Annotated in this window: 18 protein-coding genes and 1 tRNA gene; 8 read left to right on the top strand and 11 right to left on the bottom strand. The window is 68.7% G+C overall.

The genetic code is table 11. From position 1 onward, the window contains the following. The first annotated feature begins 45 nt into the window (after positions 1–45). The 6 genes from IE212_RS02390 (at position 46) to IE212_RS02415 (ending at position 6,207) form a co-directional block, all read left to right on the top strand. Complete coding sequence (locus IE212_RS02390; protein WP_190195949.1) at positions 46–750, top strand: Crp/Fnr family transcriptional regulator; 705 nt, start codon at positions 46–48, stop codon at positions 748–750. A gap of 134 nt (positions 751–884) precedes the next feature. Further along, complete coding sequence (locus IE212_RS02395; protein ID WP_190195950.1) at positions 885–1,628, top strand: hypothetical protein; 744 nt, start codon at positions 885–887, stop codon at positions 1,626–1,628. Further along, the gene (locus IE212_RS02400; protein WP_190195951.1) at positions 1,625–3,724 is read left to right on the top strand and encodes a hypothetical protein; all 2,100 of its coding nucleotides are present in this window, start codon (positions 1,625–1,627) and stop codon (positions 3,722–3,724) included. Before IE212_RS02395 ends, IE212_RS02400 begins: the two co-directional genes overlap by 4 nt. 19 nt (positions 3,725–3,743) lie before the next feature. Then, positions 3,744–4,715 (top strand): SPFH domain-containing protein, encoded by a 972-nt coding sequence (locus IE212_RS02405; RefSeq protein ID WP_190195952.1) that lies wholly within the window; start codon positions 3,744–3,746, stop codon positions 4,713–4,715. Next, positions 4,712–5,218: a Pycsar system effector family protein gene (locus IE212_RS02410; protein WP_190195953.1), complete on the top strand. Its 507-nt coding sequence runs from the start codon at positions 4,712–4,714 to the stop codon at positions 5,216–5,218. The genes IE212_RS02405 and IE212_RS02410 overlap by 4 nt, the downstream gene beginning before the upstream one ends. Before the next feature lie 38 nt (positions 5,219–5,256). Further along, positions 5,257–6,207 carry a M48 family metalloprotease gene (locus IE212_RS02415; protein ID WP_190195954.1) on the top strand — a complete coding sequence of 317 codons (951 nt, stop codon included), beginning with the start codon at positions 5,257–5,259 and terminating at the stop codon, positions 6,205–6,207. A 56-nt stretch (positions 6,208–6,263) separates the two neighbouring features. Here IE212_RS02415 and IE212_RS02420 read toward each other — a convergent pair whose 3' ends face one another. The 11 genes from IE212_RS02420 to IE212_RS02470 form a co-directional block, all read right to left on the bottom strand. After that, positions 6,264–10,160: a DNA-directed RNA polymerase subunit beta' gene (locus IE212_RS02420; protein ID WP_190195955.1), complete on the bottom strand. Its 3,897-nt coding sequence runs from the start codon at positions 10,158–10,160 to the stop codon at positions 6,264–6,266. A 94-nt stretch (positions 10,161–10,254) separates the two neighbouring features. After that, positions 10,255–13,740, bottom strand: a complete 3,486-nt coding sequence (rpoB, locus tag IE212_RS02425) for a DNA-directed RNA polymerase subunit beta (protein WP_190195956.1) — start codon at positions 13,738–13,740, stop codon at positions 10,255–10,257. Positions 13,741–14,313: 573 nt separating this feature from the next. Beyond that, positions 14,314–14,703, bottom strand: a complete 390-nt coding sequence (gene rplL, locus IE212_RS02430; RefSeq protein ID WP_030233938.1) for a 50S ribosomal protein L7/L12 — start codon at positions 14,701–14,703, stop codon at positions 14,314–14,316. Positions 14,704–14,817: 114 nt separating this feature from the next. Continuing rightward, entirely contained in the window at positions 14,818–15,348 is a 531-nt protein-coding gene (gene rplJ / locus IE212_RS02435; protein ID WP_190195957.1) for a 50S ribosomal protein L10, read from the bottom strand. A gap of 292 nt (positions 15,349–15,640) precedes the next feature. Next, complete coding sequence (locus IE212_RS02440; protein ID WP_190195958.1) at positions 15,641–16,465, bottom strand: SCO4651 family lipoprotein; 825 nt, start codon at positions 16,463–16,465, stop codon at positions 15,641–15,643. Between the two features lie 95 nt (positions 16,466–16,560). After that, positions 16,561–17,418, bottom strand: a complete 858-nt coding sequence (locus IE212_RS02445; RefSeq protein WP_190195959.1) for an SCO4651 family lipoprotein — start codon at positions 17,416–17,418, stop codon at positions 16,561–16,563. 127 nt (positions 17,419–17,545) lie between these two features. Next, entirely contained in the window at positions 17,546–18,271 is a 726-nt protein-coding gene (gene rplA, locus IE212_RS02450) for a 50S ribosomal protein L1 (RefSeq protein WP_190195960.1), read from the bottom strand. 77 nt (positions 18,272–18,348) lie between these two features. Beyond that, positions 18,349–18,783, bottom strand: a complete 435-nt coding sequence (gene rplK / locus IE212_RS02455) for a 50S ribosomal protein L11 (RefSeq protein WP_003992325.1) — start codon at positions 18,781–18,783, stop codon at positions 18,349–18,351. Positions 18,784–18,932: 149 nt separating this feature from the next. After that, positions 18,933–19,757: a transcription termination/antitermination protein NusG gene (nusG, locus tag IE212_RS02460; protein WP_190195961.1), complete on the bottom strand. Its 825-nt coding sequence runs from the start codon at positions 19,755–19,757 to the stop codon at positions 18,933–18,935. 80 nt (positions 19,758–19,837) lie between these two features. After that, positions 19,838–20,122 carry a preprotein translocase subunit SecE gene (secE, locus tag IE212_RS02465; protein ID WP_190195962.1) on the bottom strand — a complete coding sequence of 95 codons (285 nt, stop codon included), beginning with the start codon at positions 20,120–20,122 and terminating at the stop codon, positions 19,838–19,840. Positions 20,123–20,230: 108 nt separating this feature from the next. Beyond that, positions 20,231–20,303, bottom strand: a tRNA-Trp gene (locus IE212_RS02470). Positions 20,304–20,609: 306 nt separating this feature from the next. Here IE212_RS02470 and IE212_RS02475 point away from each other — a divergent pair. Together IE212_RS02475 and IE212_RS02480 are read left to right on the top strand one after the other, a co-directional pair. Continuing rightward, entirely contained in the window at positions 20,610–21,836 is a 1,227-nt protein-coding gene (locus tag IE212_RS02475) for a pyridoxal phosphate-dependent aminotransferase (RefSeq protein ID WP_190195963.1), read from the top strand. Between the two features lie 137 nt (positions 21,837–21,973). Next, positions 21,974–23,005 (top strand): adenosine deaminase, encoded by a 1,032-nt coding sequence (locus IE212_RS02480; RefSeq protein ID WP_190195964.1) that lies wholly within the window; start codon positions 21,974–21,976, stop codon positions 23,003–23,005. The last annotated feature ends 322 nt before the right edge of the window (positions 23,006–23,327 follow it).

The raw sequence follows: 23,327 nt of genomic DNA on the forward strand, positions 1-23,327 counted from the left end.
TGTACAGGGCAGGTATCGGCACAGGTGGACGCGGGGGTCGGGCGGATGACCGGGGGGCAGGCACGACCGTGGGAAGACGACGGCGTCCCCTTCCTCGCCCGGCTGGAGAGGGAGGACCGCGCCGCACTGCTCGCCATCGGCCGTCCCCTGCGCTACCGGGCCCGCGGCGTCATCCTGCACCAGGACGAGCCGTCGGCCCACGTCCTGCTGTTGCTGCGGGGCTGGACCAAGGTCACCGCGATCGCGGCCAACGGCTACGAGGCCCTGCTCGCCCTGCGCGGCCCCGGCGACATCATCGGTGAGGGCGCGGCGCTGAGCGGCCGCGGCCGCTCAGCGACCGTGACGGCTCTGGACCCGGTCGACGCGGTCGTCATCGACCAGAGCCGCTTCACCATGTTCGTGGCGGACCACTCCAGCGTGGCGCTGCACCTGCTGAGCCTGTCCACCGACCGGCAGCGCTCGACCGACCGCCGCCGGCTGGAGTGGGCAGCCCTCAGCGTGCGGGAGCGGCTGGCCGTCCTGCTGCTCGAACTGGTCCGCACGCACGGCAGCCGCACGGACGAGGGCATCGAACTCACCATCGGGCTCAGCCAGCAGGAGTTCGCCGGTTCGGTCGGCTCCTCACGCGAGGCGGTGGCCCGGCTCCTCAAGGAGCTGCGGGACCGGCAGGTCGTCGCCACCCGGCGCCGCCGCATCGTCGTACTCCGCCCCGACGTACTGCGCCGCATAGCCGGCGACGCCTCCGCCTGACGGCAGGAGAGGGCACATCCCCGTTCTCCCGTCTGTGCACACGGTCACAGTTCGTCCGTGTCATCGGCCCTGCGCCGACCGCCCGCTGCCCGCCATCGTGCTGGGCGACGGACACCGACGTGCGAGAGGCAGCCATGACCGACCCCGTGTACCGCACGATCCTCCTCTTCGACATCGAGCAGTACGGCTCACGCGACGACGTGGAACAGGCGTTCCTGCGCCGGGTCCTCTACGACGTCGTCGACTCCACCCTGCTCACCGCCGCCGTCGACGAGACGGCCCGGTTGCGCGCCGACCGCGGTGACTCCGTCATGGAACTCATCGACACCGCGGTCCCGGTGCCGGCCCTGGTCAAGACCCTCCTGACCGAGACCCCCGCCCTCCTCCACAACAAGAACCGCCTGCTCGCGACCAGCGCCCGCATGCGCCTGCGCATCGTCCTCTCCTCCGGCTACGTCGCCGTCGACGAACTCGACGGCTGGGTCGGCTCGGACCTCAACCACGCGGTCCGCCTCCTGAACTCCGACCCCCTGCGCGACGCCCTGAAGCAACGGGACACCGACTGCGTGCTGTGCGTCTCGGACAGCGTCTACCAGGGGGTGGTACGGCACGGGCCCCTGGGCGTGCGGCCGGAGGAGTTCCATCGGGTGACGGTGGGGACGAAGGAGGGGCCTACGGTGGCTTGGGTGCACGGGGAGCCGGGCACGCCGGGCTCGCCCGAAGCCGCCGCCGGTGCCACCGCACCCGGCACGGACGCACCCGTCGCCCAGCACCACGACATCCGCATCCGCGGCAGTCAGTACGGTCAGGCCGGCGGCACCCACCACGGCGACCAGCGCTTCGACTTCACTCGCCCTGCCGGGGACGAACGCCGATGAGCCAGGAGGAGACGCCCGCCGACGCGGCGAAACCCGCCGAGGCCCAGGACGGCGAGCAGCAGCAGGAGGAGGCCGTGGAGCAGCCACGGCAGGAGGCCTGGGCCGCGCGCCGGGACCTGATCGCGCACGGCCCGGACTTCGTCTCCACCCTGGTCACCCGTGACCAGTTCGGTCAGACGGGCGGCTACCACTACGGTGACCAGCACTTCCACTTCGGAGACCGGGCCGGGACGCCGCCCGCCCGGTCCGGACCGATACCGCACACGGAGATCAACGAACTGACGCGCGTCTTCCGGGGCTGCGACAGCTTCGACGAGGCGCTCAGGCGGCTACGGGAGGACAGGCTCGTCATCCTGTCCGGCGGACGCGAGACAGGCCGCCGCTCCGCCGCGCTGATGCTGCTGCACCGACTCGGCATCGACCGTATGCGCTCCCTCGATCCCCCCGGGTCCTTCTCCTCACTGCCCGACCAGGTCGACGCACCGACCGGATACGTGCTGTGCGATCTGCCCGTCAGCCGGAACCGCCCCCTGCGCGAGGCCCAGCTGCTGGCTCTTCGCGAGCAGTTGGTACGCAGCCAGGCACGCCTCGTGATCACCGTCGAGCCCTCGGCGGCCCTGGGCGACGTCCCCTGCGTACGGTGGGAGCCCCCGCCGGCCCAGGACATGCTGCACGCCCACGTCACCGCGGTGACCGGGGAGGCCGCCTGGCCCGGCCTGTTGGGCCTGACCGCGGTGAAGGAGTTCCTCACCCGGCACCACCGGCCGGAGGAGATCAGGCAGTTCGCGCTGCGACTCGTCGCACACCATCGCGGCGAGAACGACGAGGCGGAGCTCGCCGCCTTCGGTGAGACGGCTGTGACGAACCAGGTGAGCCGGTGGCTCACCGAGGCGAAGCCGGGTCTGCACGACAAGGCGTTCCTCGTCTCCCTCGCCGTGTTCGACAAGGCGCCGTACGCGGTGACGGCCGAGCTCGCAGACAGCCTCTTCGTGCGCCTGCACCACATCCAGGATCCCAACGTGCGGCCGTCCGTCCCGGTCTTCGGCAGCTCGCGGGAGGAACGGCTCCGGCTCGCGCACGCCGACGGATACGTGACCGCGGAGGTCACCGAATGGGGTCCGCTGGAAGGCCGGTTCTGCGCCGCCTTCCGGGACGAGCGCACGCCCCGGATGCTGATGGAGGAGGTGTGGAACCTCCACCCGTCGGCCCGCCCGGCCTTCGCGGAGTGGATCCGCAAGCTGGCCGACGACCGCCGTCCGCTGGTGCGGACCCGAGCAGCGTCGGCCGCCGCGCTGCTGGCCAAGGCCGATCTGTCGGCCGCCATGGCCCATCTCATCGAGCCGTGGGCGGACGGCCGTAAACCGCACGCCTGGCTGACTGCGGCGAACGCCCTCACCATGACCCATCTGCTGGAGGTGCCAGCCGTCTCCCGCATCCTGCACGACTGGTGTACCGGAGACGTCAAGAGCCGCCGTTGGACGGCCATCCGCGCCTACGGCCTCCTGGGGCCGGTGCACCACGAGCAGACCCTGGCGGCACTCGTGGACGCCATGCACCGGCCGCCGCCCGCCGAGGACGAGAGCGGCCCCGTGGGCGAGGAACCACCTGAGGAGGCCCGGCAGCTCGCGGACGCCCTGGAACTGCTGCTCCTCGCCGTGCGGGACCCCGTACTGGCCGCCCTGACCGAACTCCTGCGCACCGACCGCGTGGTCCGGCCGCACGCCCTGCTCGCCTTCCTGCAGGCCTGCAAGCAGACCAAGGGTGACGAGAGCGACCGCCCGCCCGTCCTCGACTGGTACACGCAGGCCGCGGCAGCGGAGGACCCGACCGCCGCTCAGCACTTGGTCTTCTTCTGGGACGCGTTGCTCACCGACCGGACGCACAACCCGAAGGCCCTCAGCGTCCTGCGCGGCTGGGTGCGCAGGGCCGACGACGACCCGGAGACCGAGTCTGCGCTGGCTGCGCTGCTCGGCGCCCTTGTCACCACATCCACCAACCGGCGGCGCATCACGCATCTGCTGGGCACGGTCCGCGACTCCAGGGGAGCGGTCACACCGGCCGCGGACCGGCTGCGCAAGCGTCTCGCCCTCGACTGATCCGCTTCGGAGGACAGCCATGGAACACCCCGGCCAGGAGCAACTGGACTGGTTCCAGCAGCAGCCCGAGCACCCCGCCGTCCCGCACACCGACGCGGACCCCGTCCGCACGGTCTGGCAGCTCCCGCGCTTCCGCCTCGGCGGCCGGCGCTTCACCGGGCGCATCGACCACGCGCTGGTCTGCGTGACCCGGAAGGGCGCGTTCGAGACCTTCCCACCACCCGACCGTCCCACGTCGATGCGGCGCTACGTCGCCGTCTACGAGGTCGACACGGACCCTCACGCCTTCCAGCTGAACGTGCCCGTGCCCAGCCTGGTCGACAGCTTCGAGTTCGAGGTCACCGCCGACGTCGGCTGGCGGGTCGCCCACCCGGCGCTGTTCATCCGCAGCCAGGAGCGGGACGTGCCCGGCCTGCTCACGAGGGAGCTGCTGCCGCTGATGCGGGACGCCGGCCGCCGTCACCCCGTCGAAGCGAGCGCCGAGGCGGAGCGGGCCGTGCAGCGGGCCGTACGGGACGCGACCTCGCTCGGCGAGCCGCAGGGCCTTCGCGTCACCTGTTCCATACGTCTGCGCCGAGACGCCACCGAGCGCTCCCACCAGGCCCGTCTGCGCACCGCCCGGCACGAGGCGGAGGCCGCGAAGCCGGAGCACGAGGCGGCCCTGCTCCGCGAGTCGCTCGAGGCCGAGCGCCGGGCCGAACAGATCAGGTTCTACGAACTCACCCTGGCCAGGGGCGGCACGGCCGCTCTCGCCCTGCACCTGGCGGCACACCCCGAGGAGACCCAGCTCGTCCTGGAACACCTCCAGGCAGGCCAGAACAGGCTGCTGGACACCCAGGTGAGCTTGATCAACCAGGCCTTGGACAACCAGCAGTTGGAGGGCTACCAGCTCGATGAGCCCCACAAGCTCGTCGCCGAGCGGATGAAGGCCATCCTGCGGACCACGGACCCGTCCGCCCCGCCCGAGGCCGACTCGGAGCCCGGCGCATGACCCCGCCGGACGATCCCGGGACACGGGCGGGCACCCAACTGCTCGCCGACCTCCGCGGCGAGATCGCCCGCGCGGACGCCAAGGCCACCGTGCTGGTCGGCGCGCTCGGCCTCTCCACGGGGCTGCTCGCCGCGCTGCTGACCACCCGCGACTGGACTCCCGGCCGGCTCCCCGCGCTCGCCGCGCTGCTGTGGTGGGCCGGGGCGGCATCTCTGGCCGTCGCGCTGTTCGCCCTCCTGCTGGCGGTCATGCCCCGCTACCGCAGGAGCCGTTGGGCGCCCGGCCACCCCCTCACCTACTTCGGCGACGTGCGACGGGCCGCGGCAATCGGCCGGCTCACGACGGCCCTCGCGGACACGGGCCGCGACCCCGCCCTCGGCCTCCTGCTCGCCCTCACCGAGACGAGCGGCATCGCCGCCCGCAAGCACTTCTGGATCCGGACCGGGCTGATCTCGTTCGGCTGCGCTGCCGTTCTGTGCCCCGGATCGATGCTTCTCGCCTGATTCTCGCCGCTCCGTGCCCCGAACCGGAAGGAAGGCCCATGCCCGGGTCCGCACCCGACGACGACCTCCCCCGCCGGCCTGGACGGGTCCATATCGCCGCCCGTCAGCGAGGTGTGGACCTCACCGCTCTCGGCTCCCTGGCGCTGCACCTTCCGCATGTGGCCGCCAGTCTGGCCGTGGTCTTCGTCCTGTCGTACGCCCTCGGTCACCTGAGCAACCTGCCCTGGCCGCTCCTCTCCGGCTGCTGGGTCCTGAGCGGAGCCCTGATCTTCCACCGGCCGTGCGAACGGATCCTGGCCCGGTGGCTGTTCGGCCTGCGCTACCCCACACCGGAGGAGGACAGGCGGCTGCGGCCCGTGTGGCGGGAGGTGGCCGCCCGGGCCGGAGTGGACGGGAACGCCTATCAGTTGTGGATAGAGGAGAGCGACGAGATCAACGCCATGGCGGCGGCCGGTCACATCGTCGGCGTGACCAGGCACTCCCTGCGGACGCTGACGCCCGCACAGCTCGGCGGCGTACTGGCCCACGAACTGGGTCACCACACCAGGGGGCACGCGTGGGCCTCGCTGCTGTCCCTCTGGTATGCGCTGCCGGCCCGGCTGGCCTGGCGTCTGCTGCTCCGGCTGGCCACCCGGCTGGGCCGGCTCCCGACGGGCGCGGCCGCCGTGCTGATCGGAACGGCCGGGGCGGTCCTGGTCGCGCTGGCGACCGCCACGTACGGGCTGATCTTCCTGCCGTTGGCGACGCCCTATCTAGTGGCCGCTGTCTCCCGGCGGTCCGAGCTGCGGGCCGACGAGCACGCCGCGGGACTCGGCTTCGCACCCCAGCTGATGGCCGTACTGCACCAGGAGCGCGAACGGGAGGTCGCAGCCACCGCCCCGGGCCTCGCCTTCGCGAAGGACGGAACGATCGCGCGGCTGCTCGACTCCCATCCGGACGTCCACACCCGGCTCCACCACTTACAGGCCCACCTGGAGAGCCGACGCTGACACGCCGAAGGGCGGCCACCCCGCAGGGTGACCGCCCTTCGACTCAAGCGACTCGCTTACTGGTTGTACGGACCGTAGTCGTAGTCCTCCAGCGGAACGGCCTGGCCGGAGCCCGTGCCGAACGGCGAGTAGTCGATGTCGTCGTAGCCGACGGCCGAGTACATCGCGGCCTTGGCCTCCTCGGTCGGCTCGACCCGGATGTTGCGGTAGCGGGACAGGCCCGTACCGGCCGGGATGAGCTTACCGATGATGACGTTCTCCTTGAGGCCGATGAGGCTGTCGGACTTGGCGTTGATCGCCGCGTCCGTCAGGACTCGGGTCGTCTCCTGGAAGGAGGCGGCCGACAGCCAGGATTCCGTCGCCAGCGAGGCCTTGGTGATACCCATGAGCTGCGGACGACCGGAGGCCGGGTGACCGCCCTCCTGGACCACACGACGGTTCTCGTGCTCGAACTTCGAGCGCTCGACCAGCTCGCCGGGCAGCAGCTCGGCGTCGCCGGACTCGATGATCGTCACGCGGCGCAGCATCTGCCGGATGATGATCTCGATGTGCTTGTCGTGGATCGACACACCCTGCGAGTTGTAGACCTTCTGGACCTCGCCGACCAGGTGGACCTGGACGGCACGCTGACCCAGGATGCGCAGCACGTCGTGCGGGTTGGTGGCACCCACGGTGAGCTTCTGGCCCACCTGGACGTGCTCGCCCTCGCTGACCAGGAGCCGGGCGCGCTTCGAGATCGGGTAGGCCGTCTCGTCGCTGCCGTCGTCCGGGGTGACGACGATCTTCTTGGTCTTCTCGGTCTCCTCGATCCGCACGCGGCCCTGGGCCTCGGAGATCGGGGCGACACCCTTCGGGGTACGGGCCTCGAAGAGCTCGACGACACGCGGCAGACCCTGGGTGATGTCGTCACCGGCCACACCACCGGTGTGGAAGGTACGCATCGTCAGCTGGGTACCGGGCTCACCGATGGACTGGGCGGCGATGATGCCGACCGCCTCACCGATGTCGACCAGCTTGCCGGTGGCCAGCGAACGGCCGTAGCACATCGCGCAGGTACCGACGGCGGACTCGCAGGTCAGGACCGAGCGGGTCTTGACCTCCTCGACGCCGCGCTGGACGAGCTCCTCGATGAGGACGTCGCCCAGGTCGGTGCCGGCCGGGGCCAGCACCTGACCGTCGACCACGATGTCCTCGGCGAGGCAGCGCGCGTACACGGACGTCTCGACGTCCTCGGTCTTGACCAGTCCGGCCTCGGTCCGGTCGGCGATCTTCAGACGCAGACCGCGCTCGGTGCCGCAGTCCTCCTCGCGGATGATGACGTCCTGGGAGACGTCGACCAGACGACGGGTGAGGTAACCCGAGTCGGCGGTACGCAGAGCGGTGTCCGCCAGACCCTTACGGGCACCGTGCGTGGAGATGAAGTACTCCAGCACGGACAGGCCCTCACGGAACGACGCCTTGATCGGACGCGGGATCGTCTCGTTCTTCGCGTTCGACACCAGACCACGCATACCGGCGATCTGACGCATCTGCATCATGTTGCCTCGTGCACCCGAGTTCACCATCATGAAGATCGGGTTGGTCTTCGGGAAGTTGTCGTTCATCGCCTCGGCGACCTCGTTGGTCGCCTTGGTCCAGATCGCGATGAGCTCCTGCGTGCGCTCGTCCTTGGTGATCAGACCGCGCTCGTACTGCTTCTGGACCTTCTCGTCCTGCGCCTCGTAGCCGCGGACGATCTCCTTCTTCGCCTCGGGAACGACGACGTCGGAGATGGCGACGGTGACGCCGGAACGGGTGGCCCAGTAGAAGCCGGCCGCCTTCAGGTTGTCGAGCGTCGCCGCCACGATGACCTTCGGGTAGCGCTCGGCGAGGTCGTTGACGATCTCGGAGAGCTGCTTCTTGCCGACCTCGTAGTCGACGAACGGGTAGTCCTCGGGCAGCAGCTCGTTGAAGAGCGCGCGGCCCAGCGTGGTGTTCAGCCGGAAGCTGTCACCCTGCTGCCACTCGGGCTCGCCCTCCTCGCGCGCCGGCGGGGTCCAGCCACGCGGCGGGATGGTGCCGACCGGGAAGCGGACGTCGATCTTCGACTGGAGCGACAGCTCGCCCGCGTCGAAGGCCATGATCGCCTCCGCGACCGAGGCGAAGGAACGGCCCTCGCCCTTGAGCTCGCGCATCTCGCCGTCGGTGGTGAGGAAGAACAGACCGAGGACCATGTCCTGGGTCGGCATCGTCACCGGGCGGCCGTCGGCCGGCTTGAGGATGTTGTTCGAGGACAGCATCAGGATGCGGGCCTCGGCCTGCGCCTCCGCGGACAGCGGCAGGTGCACGGCCATCTGGTCACCGTCGAAGTCCGCGTTGAACGCGGTGCAGACGAGCGGGTGGATCTGGATGGCCTTGCCCTCGACCAGCTGCGGCTCGAAGGCCTGGATGCCGAGGCGGTGCAGCGTGGGCGCACGGTTCAGCAGAACCGGGTGCTCCGCGATGACCTCTTCCAGCACGTCGTACACGACCGTGCGGCCGCGCTCGACCATGCGCTTGGCGCTCTTGATGTTCTGCGCGTGGTTCAGGTCGACCAGGCGCTTCATCACGAACGGCTTGAAGAGCTCCAGCGCCATCGCCTTCGGCAGACCGCACTGGTGCAGCTTCAGCTGCGGACCGACGACGATCACGGAACGCGCGGAGTAGTCCACACGCTTACCGAGCAGGTTCTGACGGAAGCGGCCCTGCTTACCCTTCAGCATGTCGCTGAGGGACTTCAGCGGGCGGTTACCGGGACCGGTGACCGGACGGCCACGACGGCCGTTGTCGAACAGCGCGTCCACGGCCTCCTGGAGCATGCGCTTCTCGTTGTTCACGATGATCTCGGGCGCACCGAGGTCGAGAAGCCGCTTCAGGCGGTTGTTCCGGTTGATCACACGGCGGTACAGGTCGTTCAGGTCGGAGGTCGCGAAGCGGCCACCGTCCAGCTGCACCATCGGGCGGAGGTCCGGCGGGATGACCGGCACGCAGTCCAGCACCATGCCCTTGGGGCTGTTGCTGGTCTGCAGGAACGCGGAGACGACCTTCAGGCGCTTGAGCGCGCGGGTCTTCTTCTGGCCCTTGCCGGTGCGGATGATCTCGCGGAGCTTCTCGGCCTCCTCGTCGAGGTCGAAGGACTCCAGGCGCTTCTGCAGCGCCGCGGCACCCATCGAGCCGTCGAAGTACGTGCCGAAGCGGTCACGCAGCTCGCGGTAGAGCAGCTCGTCGCCCTCGAGGTCCTGGACCTTGAGGTTCTTGAAGCGGTTCCACACCTCGTCGAGGCGGTCGATCTCGCGCTGCGCACGGTCGCGCAGCTGCTTCATCTCACGCTCGGCACCCTCGCGCACCTTGCGGCGCACGTCGGCCTTGGCGCCCTCGGCCTCCAGCTCGGCCAGGTCGGTCTCGAGCTTCTTGGCGCGGGCCTCCAGGTCGGCGTCGCGGCGCTGCTCGATCTGCTGGCGCTCGACGGAGACGTGGGCCTCCAGCGAGGGCAGGTCGCGCGTGCGGCGCTCCTCGTCGACGTACGTGATCATGTACGCCGCGAAGTAGATGACCTTCTCGAGGTCCTTGGGAGCCAGGTCGAGCAGGTAGCCCAGCCGGCTCGGGACACCCTTGAAGTACCAGATGTGCGTGACGGGCGCGGCCAGCTCGATGTGGCCCATCCGCTCACGGCGCACCTTGGCGCGGGTCACCTCGACGCCGCAGCGCTCACAGATGATGCCCTTGAAGCGGACGCGCTTGTACTTGCCGCAGTAGCACTCCCAGTCCCGGGTCGGACCGAAGATCTTCTCGCAGAAGAGTCCGTCCTTTTCGGGCTTGAGGGTGCGGTAGTTGATGGTCTCGGGCTTCTTGACCTCGCCGTGGCTCCACTGACGGATGTCGTCAGCGGTGGCCAGACCGATCCGGAGCTCGTCGAAGAAGTTGACGTCGAGCACTATGCGTCAATCCCTCTCAGGGTTGTAAGTCATGGGGTCTGATACGGGGGTCCTGGGGCCGGCGGCCTTCGTCACGAAGGCCGCCGGACTCCCGTCAGACCTCTTCGACGCTGCTCGGCTCACGCCGGGACAGGTCGATGCCAAGCTCCTCCGCAGCGCGGAAGACGTCCTCGTCGGTGTCGCGCATCTCGATGGACATGCCGTCCGAGGACAGCACCTCCACGTTGAGGCACAGGGACTGCATCTCCTTGATGAGCACCTTGAAGGACTCGGGGATGCCGGGCTCGGGGATGTTCTCGCCCTTGACGATGGCCTCGTAGACCTTCACGCGGCCGGTGACGTCGTCGGACTTGATGGTCAGCAGCTCCTGGAGGGCGTACGCGGCGCCGTAAGCCTCCAGCGCCCACACCTCCATCTCACCGAAGCGCTGGCCACCGAACTGGGCCTTACCACCCAGCGGCTGCTGGGTGATCATCGAGTACGGACCGGTCGACCGGGCGTGCAGCTTGTCGTCGACCAGGTGGTGCAGCTTGAGGATGTACATGTACCCGACCGAGATCGGGTCCGGGAACGGCTCGCCGGAGCGGCCGTCGAACAGCCGGGCCTTGCCGGACGGGAGCACCATGCGCTCGCCGTCGCGGTTCGGGATCGTGTGGTTCAGCAGACCGGCCAGCTCGTCCTCGCGGGCACCGTCGAAGACCGGCGTCGCGACGTTGGTCCGCGGCGGGACCTGGTCGGCGTCGATGGCCTGCAGACGCTGGGCCCACTCGTCGGCGAGACCGGAGACGTCCCAGCCCTGGCTGGCGAGCCAGCCGAGGTGGATCTCCAGAACCTGTCCCGGGTTCATTCGGGACGGCACACCGAGCGGGTTGAGGATGATGTCGACCGGGGTGCCGTCCTCCAGGAACGGCATGTCCTCGATCGGCAGGATCTTCGAGATGACGCCCTTGTTGCCGTGACGGCCGGCGAGCTTGTCACCGTCGGTGATCTTGCGCTTCTGCGCCACGTACACGCGCACCAGCTGGTTCACACCGGGGGGAAGCTCGTCGCCCTCCTCGCGGTCGAAGACGCGGACGCCGATGACCTTGCCGGTCTCGCCGTGCGGCACCTTCAGCGAGGTGTCACGGACCTCACGGGCCTTCTCACCGAAGATCGCGCGCAGCAGGCGCTCCTCGGGCGTCAGCTCGGTCTCACCCTTGGGCGTGACCTTGCCGACGAGGATGTCACCGGCGATGACCTCGGCACCGATGCGGATGATGCCGCGCTCGTCGAGGTCGGCGAGGACCTCCTCGGAGACGTTCGGGATGTCCCGGGTGATCTCCTCGGGGCCGAGCTTGGTGTCACGGGCGTCGACCTCGTGCTCCTCGATGTGGATCGAGGAGAGGACGTCGTCCTGCACGAGGCGCTGCGACAGGATGATCGCGTCCTCGTAGTTGTGACCCTCCCACGGCATGAACGCCACGAGCAGGTTCTTGCCCAGCGCCATCTCGCCGTTCTGGGTGGCCGGGCCGTCGGCCAGGACCTGGCCCTCGATGATCCGGTCGCCCTCGCTGACGATGACCTTCTGGTTGACCGAGGTGCCCTGGTTGGAGCGGGCGAACTTGGCCAGGCGGTACGTGATGTACGTGCCGTCGTCGTTGGCGGTGGTGATGTAGTCCGCGGAGACCTCCTGGACCACACCGGGCTTCTCGGCCTTGACCACGTCGCCGGCGTCGACCGCGGAGCGGTACTCCATGCCGGTGCCGACGAGCGGGGACTCGGACTTAATCAGCGGCACGGCCTGACGCATCATGTTCGCGCCCATGAGGGCACGGTTGGCGTCGTCGTGCTCGAGGAAGGGGATCATGGCGGTCGCGACCGACACCATCTGGCGCGGCGAGACGTCCATGTAGTCCACGTCCTCGCCGCCGACGTAGTCGACCTCGCCGCCCTTGCGGCGGACGAGCACGCGGGCCTCGGCGAAGCGGAGGTCGTCCGTCAGCGGCGCGTTGGCCTGCGCGATGACGAAGCGGTCCTCCTCGTCGGCCGTGAGGTAGTCGACCTGGTCGGTGACCTGGCCCTCGAACACCTTGCGGTACGGGGTCTCGACGAAACCGAACGCGTTGACCCGGCCGTAGGTGGCGAGCGAGCCGATCAGACCGATGTTCGGGCCTTCGGGAGTCTCGATCGGGCACATGCGGCCGTAGTGCGACGGGTGCACGTCACGGACCTCGAAGCCGGCCCGCTCACGGGACAGACCACCCGGGCCGAGCGCGGACAGACGCCGCTTGTGCGTCAGACCCGACAGCGGGTTGTTCTGGTCCATGAACTGGGACAGCTGGCTGGTGCCGAAGAACTCCTTGATGGAGGCGACGACCGGCCGGATGTTGATCAGGGTCTGCGGCGTGATCGCCTCGACGTCCTGGGTCGTCATCCGCTCGCGGACGACACGCTCCATACGCGCCAGACCCGTGCGGACCTGGTTCTGGATGAGCTCGCCGACGCTGCGCAGGCGGCGGTTGCCGAAGTGGTCGATGTCGTCGGTCTCGACGACCACGGACGTGCCGTTGTCACCGACCGTCTCGGTCTCGCCGGCGTGCAGCTTCACCAGGTACTTGATCGTCGCGATGATGTCCTCGACGGTCAGGATCCCGGCGTCCAGCGGGGTGTTCGTACCCAGCTTCTTGTTGACCTTGTAGCGGCCGACCTTGGCCAGGTCGTAGCGCTTGGGGTTGAAGTACAGGTTCTCCAGCAGCGTCTGCGCGGCCTCACGCGTGGGGGGCTCGCCCGGACGCAGCTTGCGGTAGATGTCGAGCAGCGCGTCGTCCTGGCCCTGGGTGTGGTCCTTCTCCAGGGTGGCGCGCATCGACTCGTACTCGCCGAACTCCTCGAGGATCTGCTCGGTGGTCCAGCCGAGCGCCTTGAGCAGGACGGTGACGGACTGCTTGCGCTTGCGGTCGATGCGGACACCGACCATGTCGCGCTTGTCGATCTCCATCTCCAGCCAGGCACCCCGGGAGGGGATGATCTTGGCGGAGAAGATGTCCTTGTCGGACATCTTGTCGATCGAGGAGTCGAAGTAGACGCCGGGCGAACGGACCAGCTGCGACACCACGACACGCTCGGTGCCGTTGATGACGAAGGTGCCCTTGTTCGTCATGAGCGGGAAGTCGCCCATGAAGACGGTCTGGGACTTGATCTCGCCGGTCTCGTTGTTGGTGAACTCGGCGGTGACGAAGAGCGGGGCCGCGTACGTGAAGTCGCGCTCCTTGCACTCGTCGATCGAGTTCTTCGGCGGCTCGAAGCGGTGGTCGCGGAAGGTCAGCGACATCGACCCGCTGAAGTCCTCGATCGGGGAGATCTCCTCGAAGATCTCCTCGAGCCCGGACTTGGTGGGGACGTCCTGACCGTTGTCCAGAGCCTCCTCGACCCGACTCTGCCAGGCGGTGTTACCGAGCAGCCAGTCGAAGCTCTCGGTCTGCAGCGCGAGCAGGTTCGGAACCTCGAGAGGCTCCTTGATCTTTGCAAAAGAGATGCGCAGCGGGGCAGTGCTGGCGGCGTTGTTCGTATTCGCGGTCGAGGCGTTGCGCGAGGCGGCCAAGAGGGGGTCCTTCCGAGGGCTCGGACTCACTACGCGCGTACCGGCCCCTCTCCCGTACACGGAGACAAGCTGTGTCCATCCGGCGATAAGGCCAGGTCGGGCGGATCTTGTCGTCGATGCTCGGGCGAGGGCAGACCCCTGGTGACGGGCAGGGGACAGCTAACAGGCAGCGCAAAGGGTCAGTGTAGCCACCCGGCACACTGATGTCCAGTGCGGGTTTTGAAACCCGTGTTGACCTCGTTGTTCCACTCCTGCGACAAGGCCCTGCCCTCAACGCACGTTGATACTGCCCTCTTCGCCGCCGATCCATGCCTCGGAATCGGATCCTTGTGACGACGCGTCCTGAGAATTGCGCGCTGCGTGCGGTTCGTCAAGGCCCCCCTGCCCGAACCGGGGGCCACCCAGAGACACGACGAAGATCACCATACCCCCCGCCTCAGAGGGTGCAAGGCAACCGTGGCCGGACCCCCGGAACGCCGAAGAGCGACCACCCGGATGGATGATCGCTCCCCAGCGCTTGCGCGTTACACGCCCTGCGGGACGTGTGGTGGATCCTGGCGGATCCGGGAGGTCTTACTTGACCTCGACGGAGGCACCGGCGCCCTCGAGGGACTCCTTGGCCTTGTCGGCGGCCTCCTTGTTGACCTTCTCCAGAACCGGCTTCGGCGCACCGTCGACCAGGTCCTTGGCCTCCTTCAGGCCGAGGGAGGTCAGCTCACGCACGACCTTGATGACCTGGATCTTCTTGTCGCCGGCACCGGTGAGGATGACGTCGAACTCGTCCTTCTCCTCAGCGGCCTCGGCAGCGGCGCCACCAGCGGCACCACCGGCGACGACGACCGGCGCGGCAGCGGCGGCGGTGACGTCGAACTTCTCCTCGAAGGCCTTCACGAACTCGGAGAGCTCGATGAGGGTCATCTCCTCGAACTGCGCGAGCAGGTCGTCCTGGCTGAGCTTCGCCATGATGGCGGTCCTTCCACTAAATCGGCAGGTGCCGGATGTACATGTGAGGCGGGCGTACTACTGGCCCGCGACGGCCTCCGCGTTCAGGCAGCGGGGGCCGGGATGCGAGCCGAGTTACTCGGCACCGCCCTGCTCGTCCTGCTTGGCACGGAGCGCGTCCACGGTGCGGACGAGCTTCGACGGCAGCGCCTGGAAGACAGAGGCAGCCTGCGACTGCTTGCCCTTCATGGCACCGGCCAGCTTGGAGAGCAGAACCTCGCGGGACTCGAGGTCCGCAAGCTTCTTGATTTCGTCCGCGGACAACGCCTTGCCGTCAAGGACGCCGCCCTTGATGACCAGGTTGGGGTTGTCCTTGGCGAAGTCACGGAGACCCTTTGCCGCCTCGACCGGGTCACCGGTCACGAAGGCGACGGCCGACGAACCCGTGAAGAGATCGTCGATCGTGTTGATCCCGGCCTCGTTGGCCGCAATCTTGGTCAGCGTGTTCTTCGCCACACGGTACTGAGCGTTCTCACCGAGTGAACGACGCAGCTGCTGAAGCTGCGCCACGGTGAGACCGGTGTACGCGGTGATGACGGCGCCGTTGGAGTTGCGGAACTTGTCCCGCATCTCCACGACGGCATCGACCTTGTCAGGCCTCGCCATGAGCCTCGGCCTCCTTCCGGGTGATTCGGACCGCGCGGACCCGAAGGAGGACTGGGGAAAACGAAACGCCCCGGCGCAAGCGCACGGGGCGTAGCTCGACCGGTTTCACACCCGCACGGGGCGCGGAATCCGGGAGCTTCTCCTGTGTCACCTGCGCGGGCCGTCCGCCGTTCAGCGGATCCTTCGGCCACCGCGCCCTCGTCGGAGCGCGCGGTAACGACCAGCGGTCTTTGGCTTCTGTAGGAGGGTACGGGAACGGGTCGCTGTCAAGCAAATCCGCCCGTACCGGAGATCAGCTCGCGTCCAGTCCCTTGAACATGTCGGCCAGGTCCGCGACGTCCTTGGCCGGCGGGGCCTCGACGTTCACCGGCTTGTTGTAGTCGAGGAAGGTGATGGTCATGTCGAGCGGACCCTTGTCGGCGTCGCCCTTCATGCGGAACTGCTTGGTGTGGTCATCGCCGTCGACCCACATGTCCATGGTGAGCTTGTCGACGCCGAGCTTCTCGTACTGCTTGATGCTCTTCTCGCGCTGCTCGCGGACGGCCGCCTTCTCGTCCTTGAGGGACGCGCGGAGGTCCTTGAGCGTGACCGTGCCCGTGTAGTGGGTCGTCTCGACGCCGTCGACCTTCTCGGAGCCGACTTCCTTCACGTCCTTGGCCCCGGCGAGGAAGCCGGACTCCGCCGCCGGGTTCTGCTCGGCCTGGCTCGTGGTCCCCATCTGGTCGAGGTCCTTGCCGGCCTTGGTCTTGGACAGGTCGAACTTCATCCAGCTCTTGCCGTCCATCTGCTTGGCCATGTCGGCTCCGCCGATGTACATGGCCTTGTCGACGAGACGGATCTCCACGGCCTCGGTGGCTCCCTTGTCGGGCGCCGTCATCTTCATGCTCATGGCCACCGAGGGCTTCAGGCGCATGGAGGCCTCACCCTTGACGCGGCCCTCCCCCGGCGCCGTGCCGCTCAGGCGGTAGTGGAGGGACGTGATGTCCTCCGTGTTCTTCGCCGCCTTGGCGACGGCGGCCGCGGGTGTCATCTCCGGCGACTTGTCGGCCCCGCAGGAGACCGCGCCGGCGGCGAGCAGCAGAGCGCCGAGACCGGCGGCGGGTATGGACGTCCTCATCGATTCCCCCCAAGGAATACAGGTGTTGCCTTCACAGCAAGGTCGTGAGCCTATCCCAGACGGGCACAAGTGATCTATCCGGATTGACGGCGGCCTCAGGGCGTACCGGCATGCTTGCCCACCAGCTCCTCGAAGTCCGCCGTGTCGGACAACGGGGGCCGCTCGGCCCGGGCTCGTGCGCCGTAGTCACCGTAGTGCGCGGTCTGGGTCATCCGGCCCGCCGTCATCTCCGCCTTCTCCACCTTCTTGACCAGCAGGTTCCGCTCGTCGATCCAGATGTCGACGGTCTCGGCGGTGACGCCGGCCTCGGTGAGCCGCTTCTTCAGGGCGGGGTCGGTGACGTCGGCGGTGGCGACGGTGCCGGAGTAGTGCGCGGCGGTCCGGCCGCGCACGGTCTCCTCGCCGGCCTTCCTGACGTCCTCGCAGGCCAGCAGCAGCCGCACGGACTGGTTGGGGGTGGTGCGGCGCATCTGGTCGCCGAGGTGGGCGCCGGAACCGCCGGCGAGGGCCCTGAGGTCGTCGTACGCGTACCGGATCCAGCGTTTGCCACCGGCCCGCGCGGCGAACTCCTCGCCCATCCGCGCGTAGTAGGCGTCCGGCAGGTAGCGCGCCTCCATCGAGGTGGTGCCGAGCCCGCGCAGGGTGTCGGCGAGGGTGCCGCCGGTGTACCTGATGGTCATGGTGCCCGTGATGCCATCGCCCCAGGCGAGGATGCCGTCGGCGGTCATGGACATCAGCTCGCCCATGGTCATCGTCGACTCGACCCGGGCGGACCGGGCCCGCTCGGTGGCGCGCTCGGCGGCGCGCAGGGCCGTCAGGGACCTGCCGCGGGAGGCGCGCTGCTCCTCGCCGGGGCGGTCGGAGGACTCCGGGGAGGTACAGGCGGCCAGTGCCGTCAGCGCGGTCGCCACCGCGAGCGCCAGTCCCGCACGGCGCATGGTCGTGCCCTGCATACGTCCCCCGTTCGTATCCCGTGCCCGCACGTTAACCCAGGCCACCGGCGTACGTACCGGAAAAGGGAACGGGCCCCGCACCTGTGAGAGGTGCGGGGCCCGTGACCGGTTGGGTGAGCCTGGAGGCTCAGACCGCCGCCGGGTCCTCCTCGACGAGGAGGTTGCGGGTGCGGTTCGGGTCGACCGGGATGCCGGGGCCCATGGTGGTGCTGACCGCGGCCTTCTTGATGTAGCGGCCCTTGGCGGCGGACGGCTTCAGACGGAGGATCTCCTCCAGGGCCGCACCGTAGTTCTCCACCAGCTTGGTGTCGTCGAACGACGTCTTGCCGATGATGAAGTGCAGGTTCGAGTGCTTGTCGACGCGGAACTCGATCTTGCCGCCCTTGATCTCGGTGACGGCCTTGGCGGTGTCGGGGGTGACGGTGCCGGTCTTCGGGTTCGGCATCAGACCACGCGGACCGAGCACGCGGCCGAGGCGGCCGACCTTGCCCATGAGGTCCGGGGTGGCGACGACGGCGTCGAAGTCCAGGCGGCCCTTCGACACCTCGTCGATCAGCTCGTCGGCGCCGACGATGTCGGCGCCCGCGGCACGCGCGGCCTCGGCACGGTCGCCGGTCGCGAAGACCAGGACCCGGGCGGTCTTACCGGTGCCGTGCGGGAGGTTCACGGTGCCACGGACCATCTGGTCGGCCTTGCGCGGGTCGACACCCAGACGGAAGGCGACCTCGACGGTGCCGTCGAACTTGGTCGTGGAGGTCTCCTTGGCGAGACGGACGGCCTCGAGCGGGGCGTAGAGCTTCTCCCGGTCGACCTTGGCGTCCGCAGCGCGAAGGGACTTGCTGCGCTTGCTCACTGCTGCTCCTGTGGGTTCTTAGGAGTCGTGGTCCGGGCCGAGCAGGCCCTGCCACTTCTGCTGATGGAGGTTGGGGCTCAGCCCTCGACCGTGACGCCCATGGAACGGGCGGTGCCGGCGATGATCTTCTCGGCGGCGTCCAGGTCGTTGGCGTTGAGGTCGGGCATCTTGGTCGTGGCGATCTCACGGACCTGGTCACGCGTGATCTTCGCGACCTTGGTCTTGTGCGGCTCGCCGGAGCCCTTCTCGATGCCCGCGGCCTTGAGGATCATCTTGGCGGCCGGCGGGGTCTTGGTGATGAAGGTGAAGGAACGGTCCTCGTAGACCGTGATCTCCACCGGGATGACCCAGCCACGCTGCGACTCGGTCGCGGCGTTGTAGGCCTTGCAGAACTCCATGATGTTCACGCCGTGCTGACCCAGCGCGGGGCCGACCGGCGGAGCCGGGTTGGCCGCACCGGCCTGGATCTGGAGCTTGATGAGCCCCGTGACCTTCTTCTTCTTGGGAGGCATTTCGGGTCCTCTCCCGTTTCTTCGTCGATTTCCGAGTGCCCGAAGGCAACCGCACAACCCTAACGGCTAGGCTCGCGCGTCTAAAAACCGAGCAGGTCAGACAGGCTGTGAGCCCGTCTGACCTGGCCGGTGGCTCTGTCGCAGAAGAGTCAGTTCTTCTGGATCTGATCGAAGCTCAGCTCGACCGGGGTCTCACGACCGAAGATCTCCACGAGCCCCTTGACCTTCTTCGAGTCCGGGTTGATCTCGTTGATGGTCGCCTGCAGCGTGGCGAACGGGCCGTCGGTGACGGTGACCGAGTCGCCGACCTCGAAGTCCAGCACCTGGACCTCGACCTTGCGCTGCGGAGCCGGCTTGCCCTCGGACTCGGCGGCCTCGCGGGCGGCCTTCTCCTCGGCCTCGGGGGCGAGCATCTTGACGATCTCGTCCAGCGTCAGCGGGTACGGGTCGTAGGCGTTGCCCACGAAGCCGGTGACACCGGGGGTGTTGCGGACGACGCCCCAGGACTCGTTCGTCAGGTCCATGCGGACCAGGACGTAGCCCGGGAGCTTGTTCTGCTTGATGTTCTTCCGCTCGCCGTTCTTGATCTGGACGATCTCTTCCTCGGGCACCTCGGCCTGGTAGATGAAGTCCTCGACGTTCAGCGAGACGGCGCGCTGCTCCAGGTTGGCCTTCACGCGCTTCTCGTAGCCCGCGTAGGTGTGGATGACGTACCACTCACCGGGCAGGCCGCGCAGTTCCTCGCGGAGCTTCTCGATCGGGTCGCGGTCGTCCTCGACCTCTTCCTCGGGCTCGTCCGCGGCCTCTTCGCCGGTCTCGGTCTCCGCCTCGGGGGCGTCGTCCGCGGCGGCGTCGGCAGCCTCGACCTCGGCGGAGGCGTCGGTGTCCTCGCTGTCCGTGCCCTCGACGGCGTCGAGCTCGTCCTCGACGGACTCGACAGGCTCGATGGCGTCGTTCACGTTCGGGTCAGACACGGTGGCTGCTTCTTCCTGGATACATAGGGGTGGAACATGCGAAAGGAGCGCCGGGTACCTCGGCGCTCTTCGCTGGCTGCTCAGCCGAACACGTACTTGGCGGCGTGGCTGAGACCATAGTCAATCACGGTGACCAGGCCGATCATGATGACGACGAAGATGATCACTACGGTCGTGTACGTCGTCAGCTGGTTGCGGGTCGGCCAGACGACCTTCCGCAGCTCCGCGATGATCTGGCGGTAGAAGAGGGCAAGACGCTTCAGCGGGCCCTTCTTGCCGCGCTTGCCGCCCTTGCGGGTCTTCTTGGACTCCGGCGCCTCGTCCTGGGCATCAGGCATGTCGATGGAGCCCACGGCGTCCGTCACTCGTCCTCACCTGATTCCGGGTCGTGGCCGTGCCGCGCCCGGTCTGAGCCGCACGGCGGTGCATTGCTGTACGTACATGCGCACACATCCTGGCGAAGGTGTGTGTAGCAGGGCCGGAGGGACTTGAACCCCCAACCGCTGGTTTTGGAGACCAGTGCTCTACCAATTGAGCTACGACCCTTTGTGTGTCCCCCAACGTACCGCATCCGTCCGGATGCTTGGTGTGCACCGAATGGGCGCGGGCCGCTGATGGCCAACGAGGTGAGAGTGTACGTGCTCTGCGCCCGGTCGTCGAACAGATACGGCTCGCGGGGAGGGCTCGTTGGCCGGAGATCGTCGGGTGGGCGGGAGGCGGGAGCCGGGATTTCACCTGAAGATCGTCCAGGTCGGGCGGGCGATCCGGACTGTTGTTCTGGGATTTGCCCGACGTTGTTCAGTCTGTGAAACCCCCGTGCCGCGTGCGTTTCCGGTCTGAAACGATGGGGCCATGAGCGCTGCAACCCCTCCCACCGAGCGCCGGGTCTCCGCCCGAGTCGGCGCGATCTCCGAGTCCGCCACCCTCGCCGTGGACGCCAAGGCCAAGGCCCTCAAGGCCGCAGGGCGGCCGGTGATCGGCTTCGGCGCCGGTGAGCCCGACTTCCCGACGCCGGACTACATCGTCGAGGCCGCGATCGAGGCCTGCAAGAACCCGAAGTTCCACCGCTACACGCCGGCCGGCGGCCTCCCCGAGCTGAAGGCCGCGATCGCCGCGAAGACCCTGCGCGACTCGGGCTACGAGGTCGACGTCTCGCAGATCCTGGTCACCAACGGCGGCAAGCAGGCCATCTACGAGGCCTTCGCCGCGATCCTGGACCCGGGCGACGAGGTCATCGTGCCCGCGCCGTACTGGACGACGTACCCGGAGTCGATTCGGCTGGCCGGGGGTGTCCCGGTGGAGGTCGTCGCCGACGAGACGACCGGCTACCGGGTGACCGTCGAGCAGCTCGAGGCGGCCCGTACGGAGAAGACGAAGGTCGTCCTGTTCGTCTCTCCGTCGAACCCGACCGGCGCGGTCTACAGCGAGCAGGAGACCGAGGCGATCGGCCGCTGGATCGTCGAGCACGGCCTGTGGGTCATGACCGACGAGATCTACGAGCACCTGGTCTACGGCGACGCCTCCGCCGTGTCGCTGCCGGCGGTGCTGCCGGAGCTGCGCGACAAGTGCGTCGTGGTGAACGGTGTCGCGAAGACGTACGCGATGACCGGCTGGCGGGTCGGGTGGATCATCGGCCCGAAGGACGTGGTCAAGGCGGCGACGAACCTGCAGTCGCACGCCACGTCGAACGTGTCGAACGTCGCGCAGGCCGCCGCGCTGGCCGCCGTCTCCGGCGACCTGGACGCCGTCGCGAAGATGCGTGAGGCGTTCGACCGGCGCCGCAAGACGATCGTGCGGATGCTGAACGAGATCGACGGTGTGGTGTGCCCGGAGCCGGAGGGCGCGTTCTACGCCTACCCCTCGGTGAAGGCGCTGGTCGGCAAGGAGATCCGGGGGCGCCGGCCGCAGGACACGGTCGAGCTGGCCGCGCTGATCCTGGAGGAGGCCGAGGTCGCGGTGGTGCCCGGTGAGGCCTTCGGTACGCCCGGGTATCTGCGGCTGTCGTACGCGCTGGGCGACGAGGACCTGGTGGAGGGCGTGAGCCGGCTCCAGAAGCTGCTGGCGGAGGCCAAGGACTGACTCTGCTCACGTGAGTAGTGAGAGCGGGCCGCTCCCCTTTGGCGGGAGCGGCCCGCTCTGTCGTGTGCGCGTGCGAGCAAGACCACGTTCGGGCAAACAGCTACCGGGACGGCTGAGACGTACGGCAGGATCTTGGGATGGAGCGTGTACGTGATGTCTCTGAGCTGCCGAAAGCCCATCTGCACCTGCACTTCACCGGGTCGATGCGGCCCACGACCGTGCTGGAACTGGCCGACAAGCACGGGGTGCGGCTGCCCGAGTCGCTGACCGAGGCGCTGGCCGGCGGGGAGCCGCCGAGACTGCGGGCGACGGACGAACGGGGCTGGTTCCGCTTTCAGCGGCTGTACGACGCGGCGCGCTCGTGTCTGCGGGAGCCGGAGGACATCCAGCGGCTGGTGCGGGAAGCCGCGGAGGAGGACGTCCGGGACGGCTCCGGGTGGCTGGAGATCCAGGTCGACCCGACGTCGTACGCGCCGCGGCTGGGCGGGCTGATCCCCGCGCTGGAGATCATCCTGGACGCGGTGGAGACGACGTCGCGGGAGACGGGGCTCGGGATGCGGGTGCTGGTCGCGGCGAACCGGATGAAGCATCCGCTGGACGCGCGCACACTGGCGCGGCTGGCGGTGCGGTTCGCGGGCCGGGGGGTCGTCGGGTTCGGTCTGTCCAACGACGAGCGGCGGGGCATGGCGCGCGACTTCGACCGGGCGTTCGCGATCGCCCGGGAGGGCGGGCTGCTGTCGGCACCGCACGGGGGTGAGCTGACCGGGCCGTCGTCGGTGCGGGACTGTCTGGACGACCTCGGGGCGAACCGGGTGGGGCACGGGGTGCGGGCCGCGGAGGACCCGTGGCTGCTTCGGCGGTTGGCCGAGCGGGGTGTGACGTGTGAGGTGTGCCCGGCGTCGAACGTGGCGCTCGGGGTGTACGAGAAGCCGGAGGACGTGCCGCTGCGGACGCTGTTCGAGGCGGGGGTTCCGATGGCGCTGGGCGCGGACGACCCGCTGCTGTTCGGCTCTCGGCTTGCCGCGCAGTACGAGATCGCGCGGCGGCATCACGGGTTCACGGACGAGGAGCTGGCGGAGCTGGCGCGGCAGTCGGTGCGGGGGTCGGCGGCGCCGGAGGACGTGAAGGCGAAGCTGCTGTCGGGGATCGACGACTGGTTGCTGTCGTAGCGCGTTGCGCGTGCCGCTGGGTGGTGGGTCGGGGCCGCGCCGGGGGGTGTCCGTCCTCGGAACGGCGCGACTCAGTCGGATAACGAGTGACTGGTCCGTTGACGCGCCAACCGCTGCGGGCGGACACCCCCCGACACGTCCCCTTCCGTACGTACGCGGCTGCGGGCGCGTCGTGGCCGCCCCAACTGCGGGCAGTCGTGGCCGCCCCAGCTGCGGGCAATCGTGCCGCTGGGGCGGCACGGGTGGGCGCAGCGGCACCCCGCAACGCCGGGCCGCGAAACGCCCCACCCCCAGCACCAACGCCCAGCACCTCGTAACGCCG

This window comes from Streptomyces djakartensis, assembly GCF_014651075.1.
GTDB classification, from domain to species: Bacteria; Actinomycetota; Actinomycetes; order Streptomycetales; family Streptomycetaceae; genus Streptomyces; species Streptomyces djakartensis.

Coding starts and splice junctions, on each gene's coding strand:
- IE212_RS02405 (WP_190195952.1), top strand. CDS start 3,744: ATGGAACACCCCGGCCAGGAGCAACTGGACTGGTTCCAGCAGCAGCCC.
- IE212_RS02480 (WP_190195964.1), top strand. CDS start 21,974: ATGGAGCGTGTACGTGATGTCTCTGAGCTGCCGAAAGCCCATCTGCAC.
- IE212_RS02445 (WP_190195959.1), bottom strand. CDS start 17,418: ATGCAGGGCACGACCATGCGCCGTGCGGGACTGGCGCTCGCGGTGGCG.
- IE212_RS02400 (WP_190195951.1), top strand. CDS start 1,625: ATGAGCCAGGAGGAGACGCCCGCCGACGCGGCGAAACCCGCCGAGGCC.
- IE212_RS02475 (WP_190195963.1), top strand. CDS start 20,610: ATGAGCGCTGCAACCCCTCCCACCGAGCGCCGGGTCTCCGCCCGAGTC.
- IE212_RS02410 (WP_190195953.1), top strand. CDS start 4,712: ATGACCCCGCCGGACGATCCCGGGACACGGGCGGGCACCCAACTGCTC.
- rplK (WP_003992325.1), bottom strand. CDS start 18,783: ATGCCTCCCAAGAAGAAGAAGGTCACGGGGCTCATCAAGCTCCAGATC.
- IE212_RS02390 (WP_190195949.1), top strand. CDS start 46: ATGACCGGGGGGCAGGCACGACCGTGGGAAGACGACGGCGTCCCCTTC.
- IE212_RS02395 (WP_190195950.1), top strand. CDS start 885: ATGACCGACCCCGTGTACCGCACGATCCTCCTCTTCGACATCGAGCAG.
- IE212_RS02415 (WP_190195954.1), top strand. CDS start 5,257: ATGCCCGGGTCCGCACCCGACGACGACCTCCCCCGCCGGCCTGGACGG.
- IE212_RS02440 (WP_190195958.1), bottom strand. CDS start 16,465: ATGAGGACGTCCATACCCGCCGCCGGTCTCGGCGCTCTGCTGCTCGCC.
- rplL (WP_030233938.1), bottom strand. CDS start 14,703: ATGGCGAAGCTCAGCCAGGACGACCTGCTCGCGCAGTTCGAGGAGATG.
- rplJ (WP_190195957.1), bottom strand. CDS start 15,348: ATGGCGAGGCCTGACAAGGTCGATGCCGTCGTGGAGATGCGGGACAAG.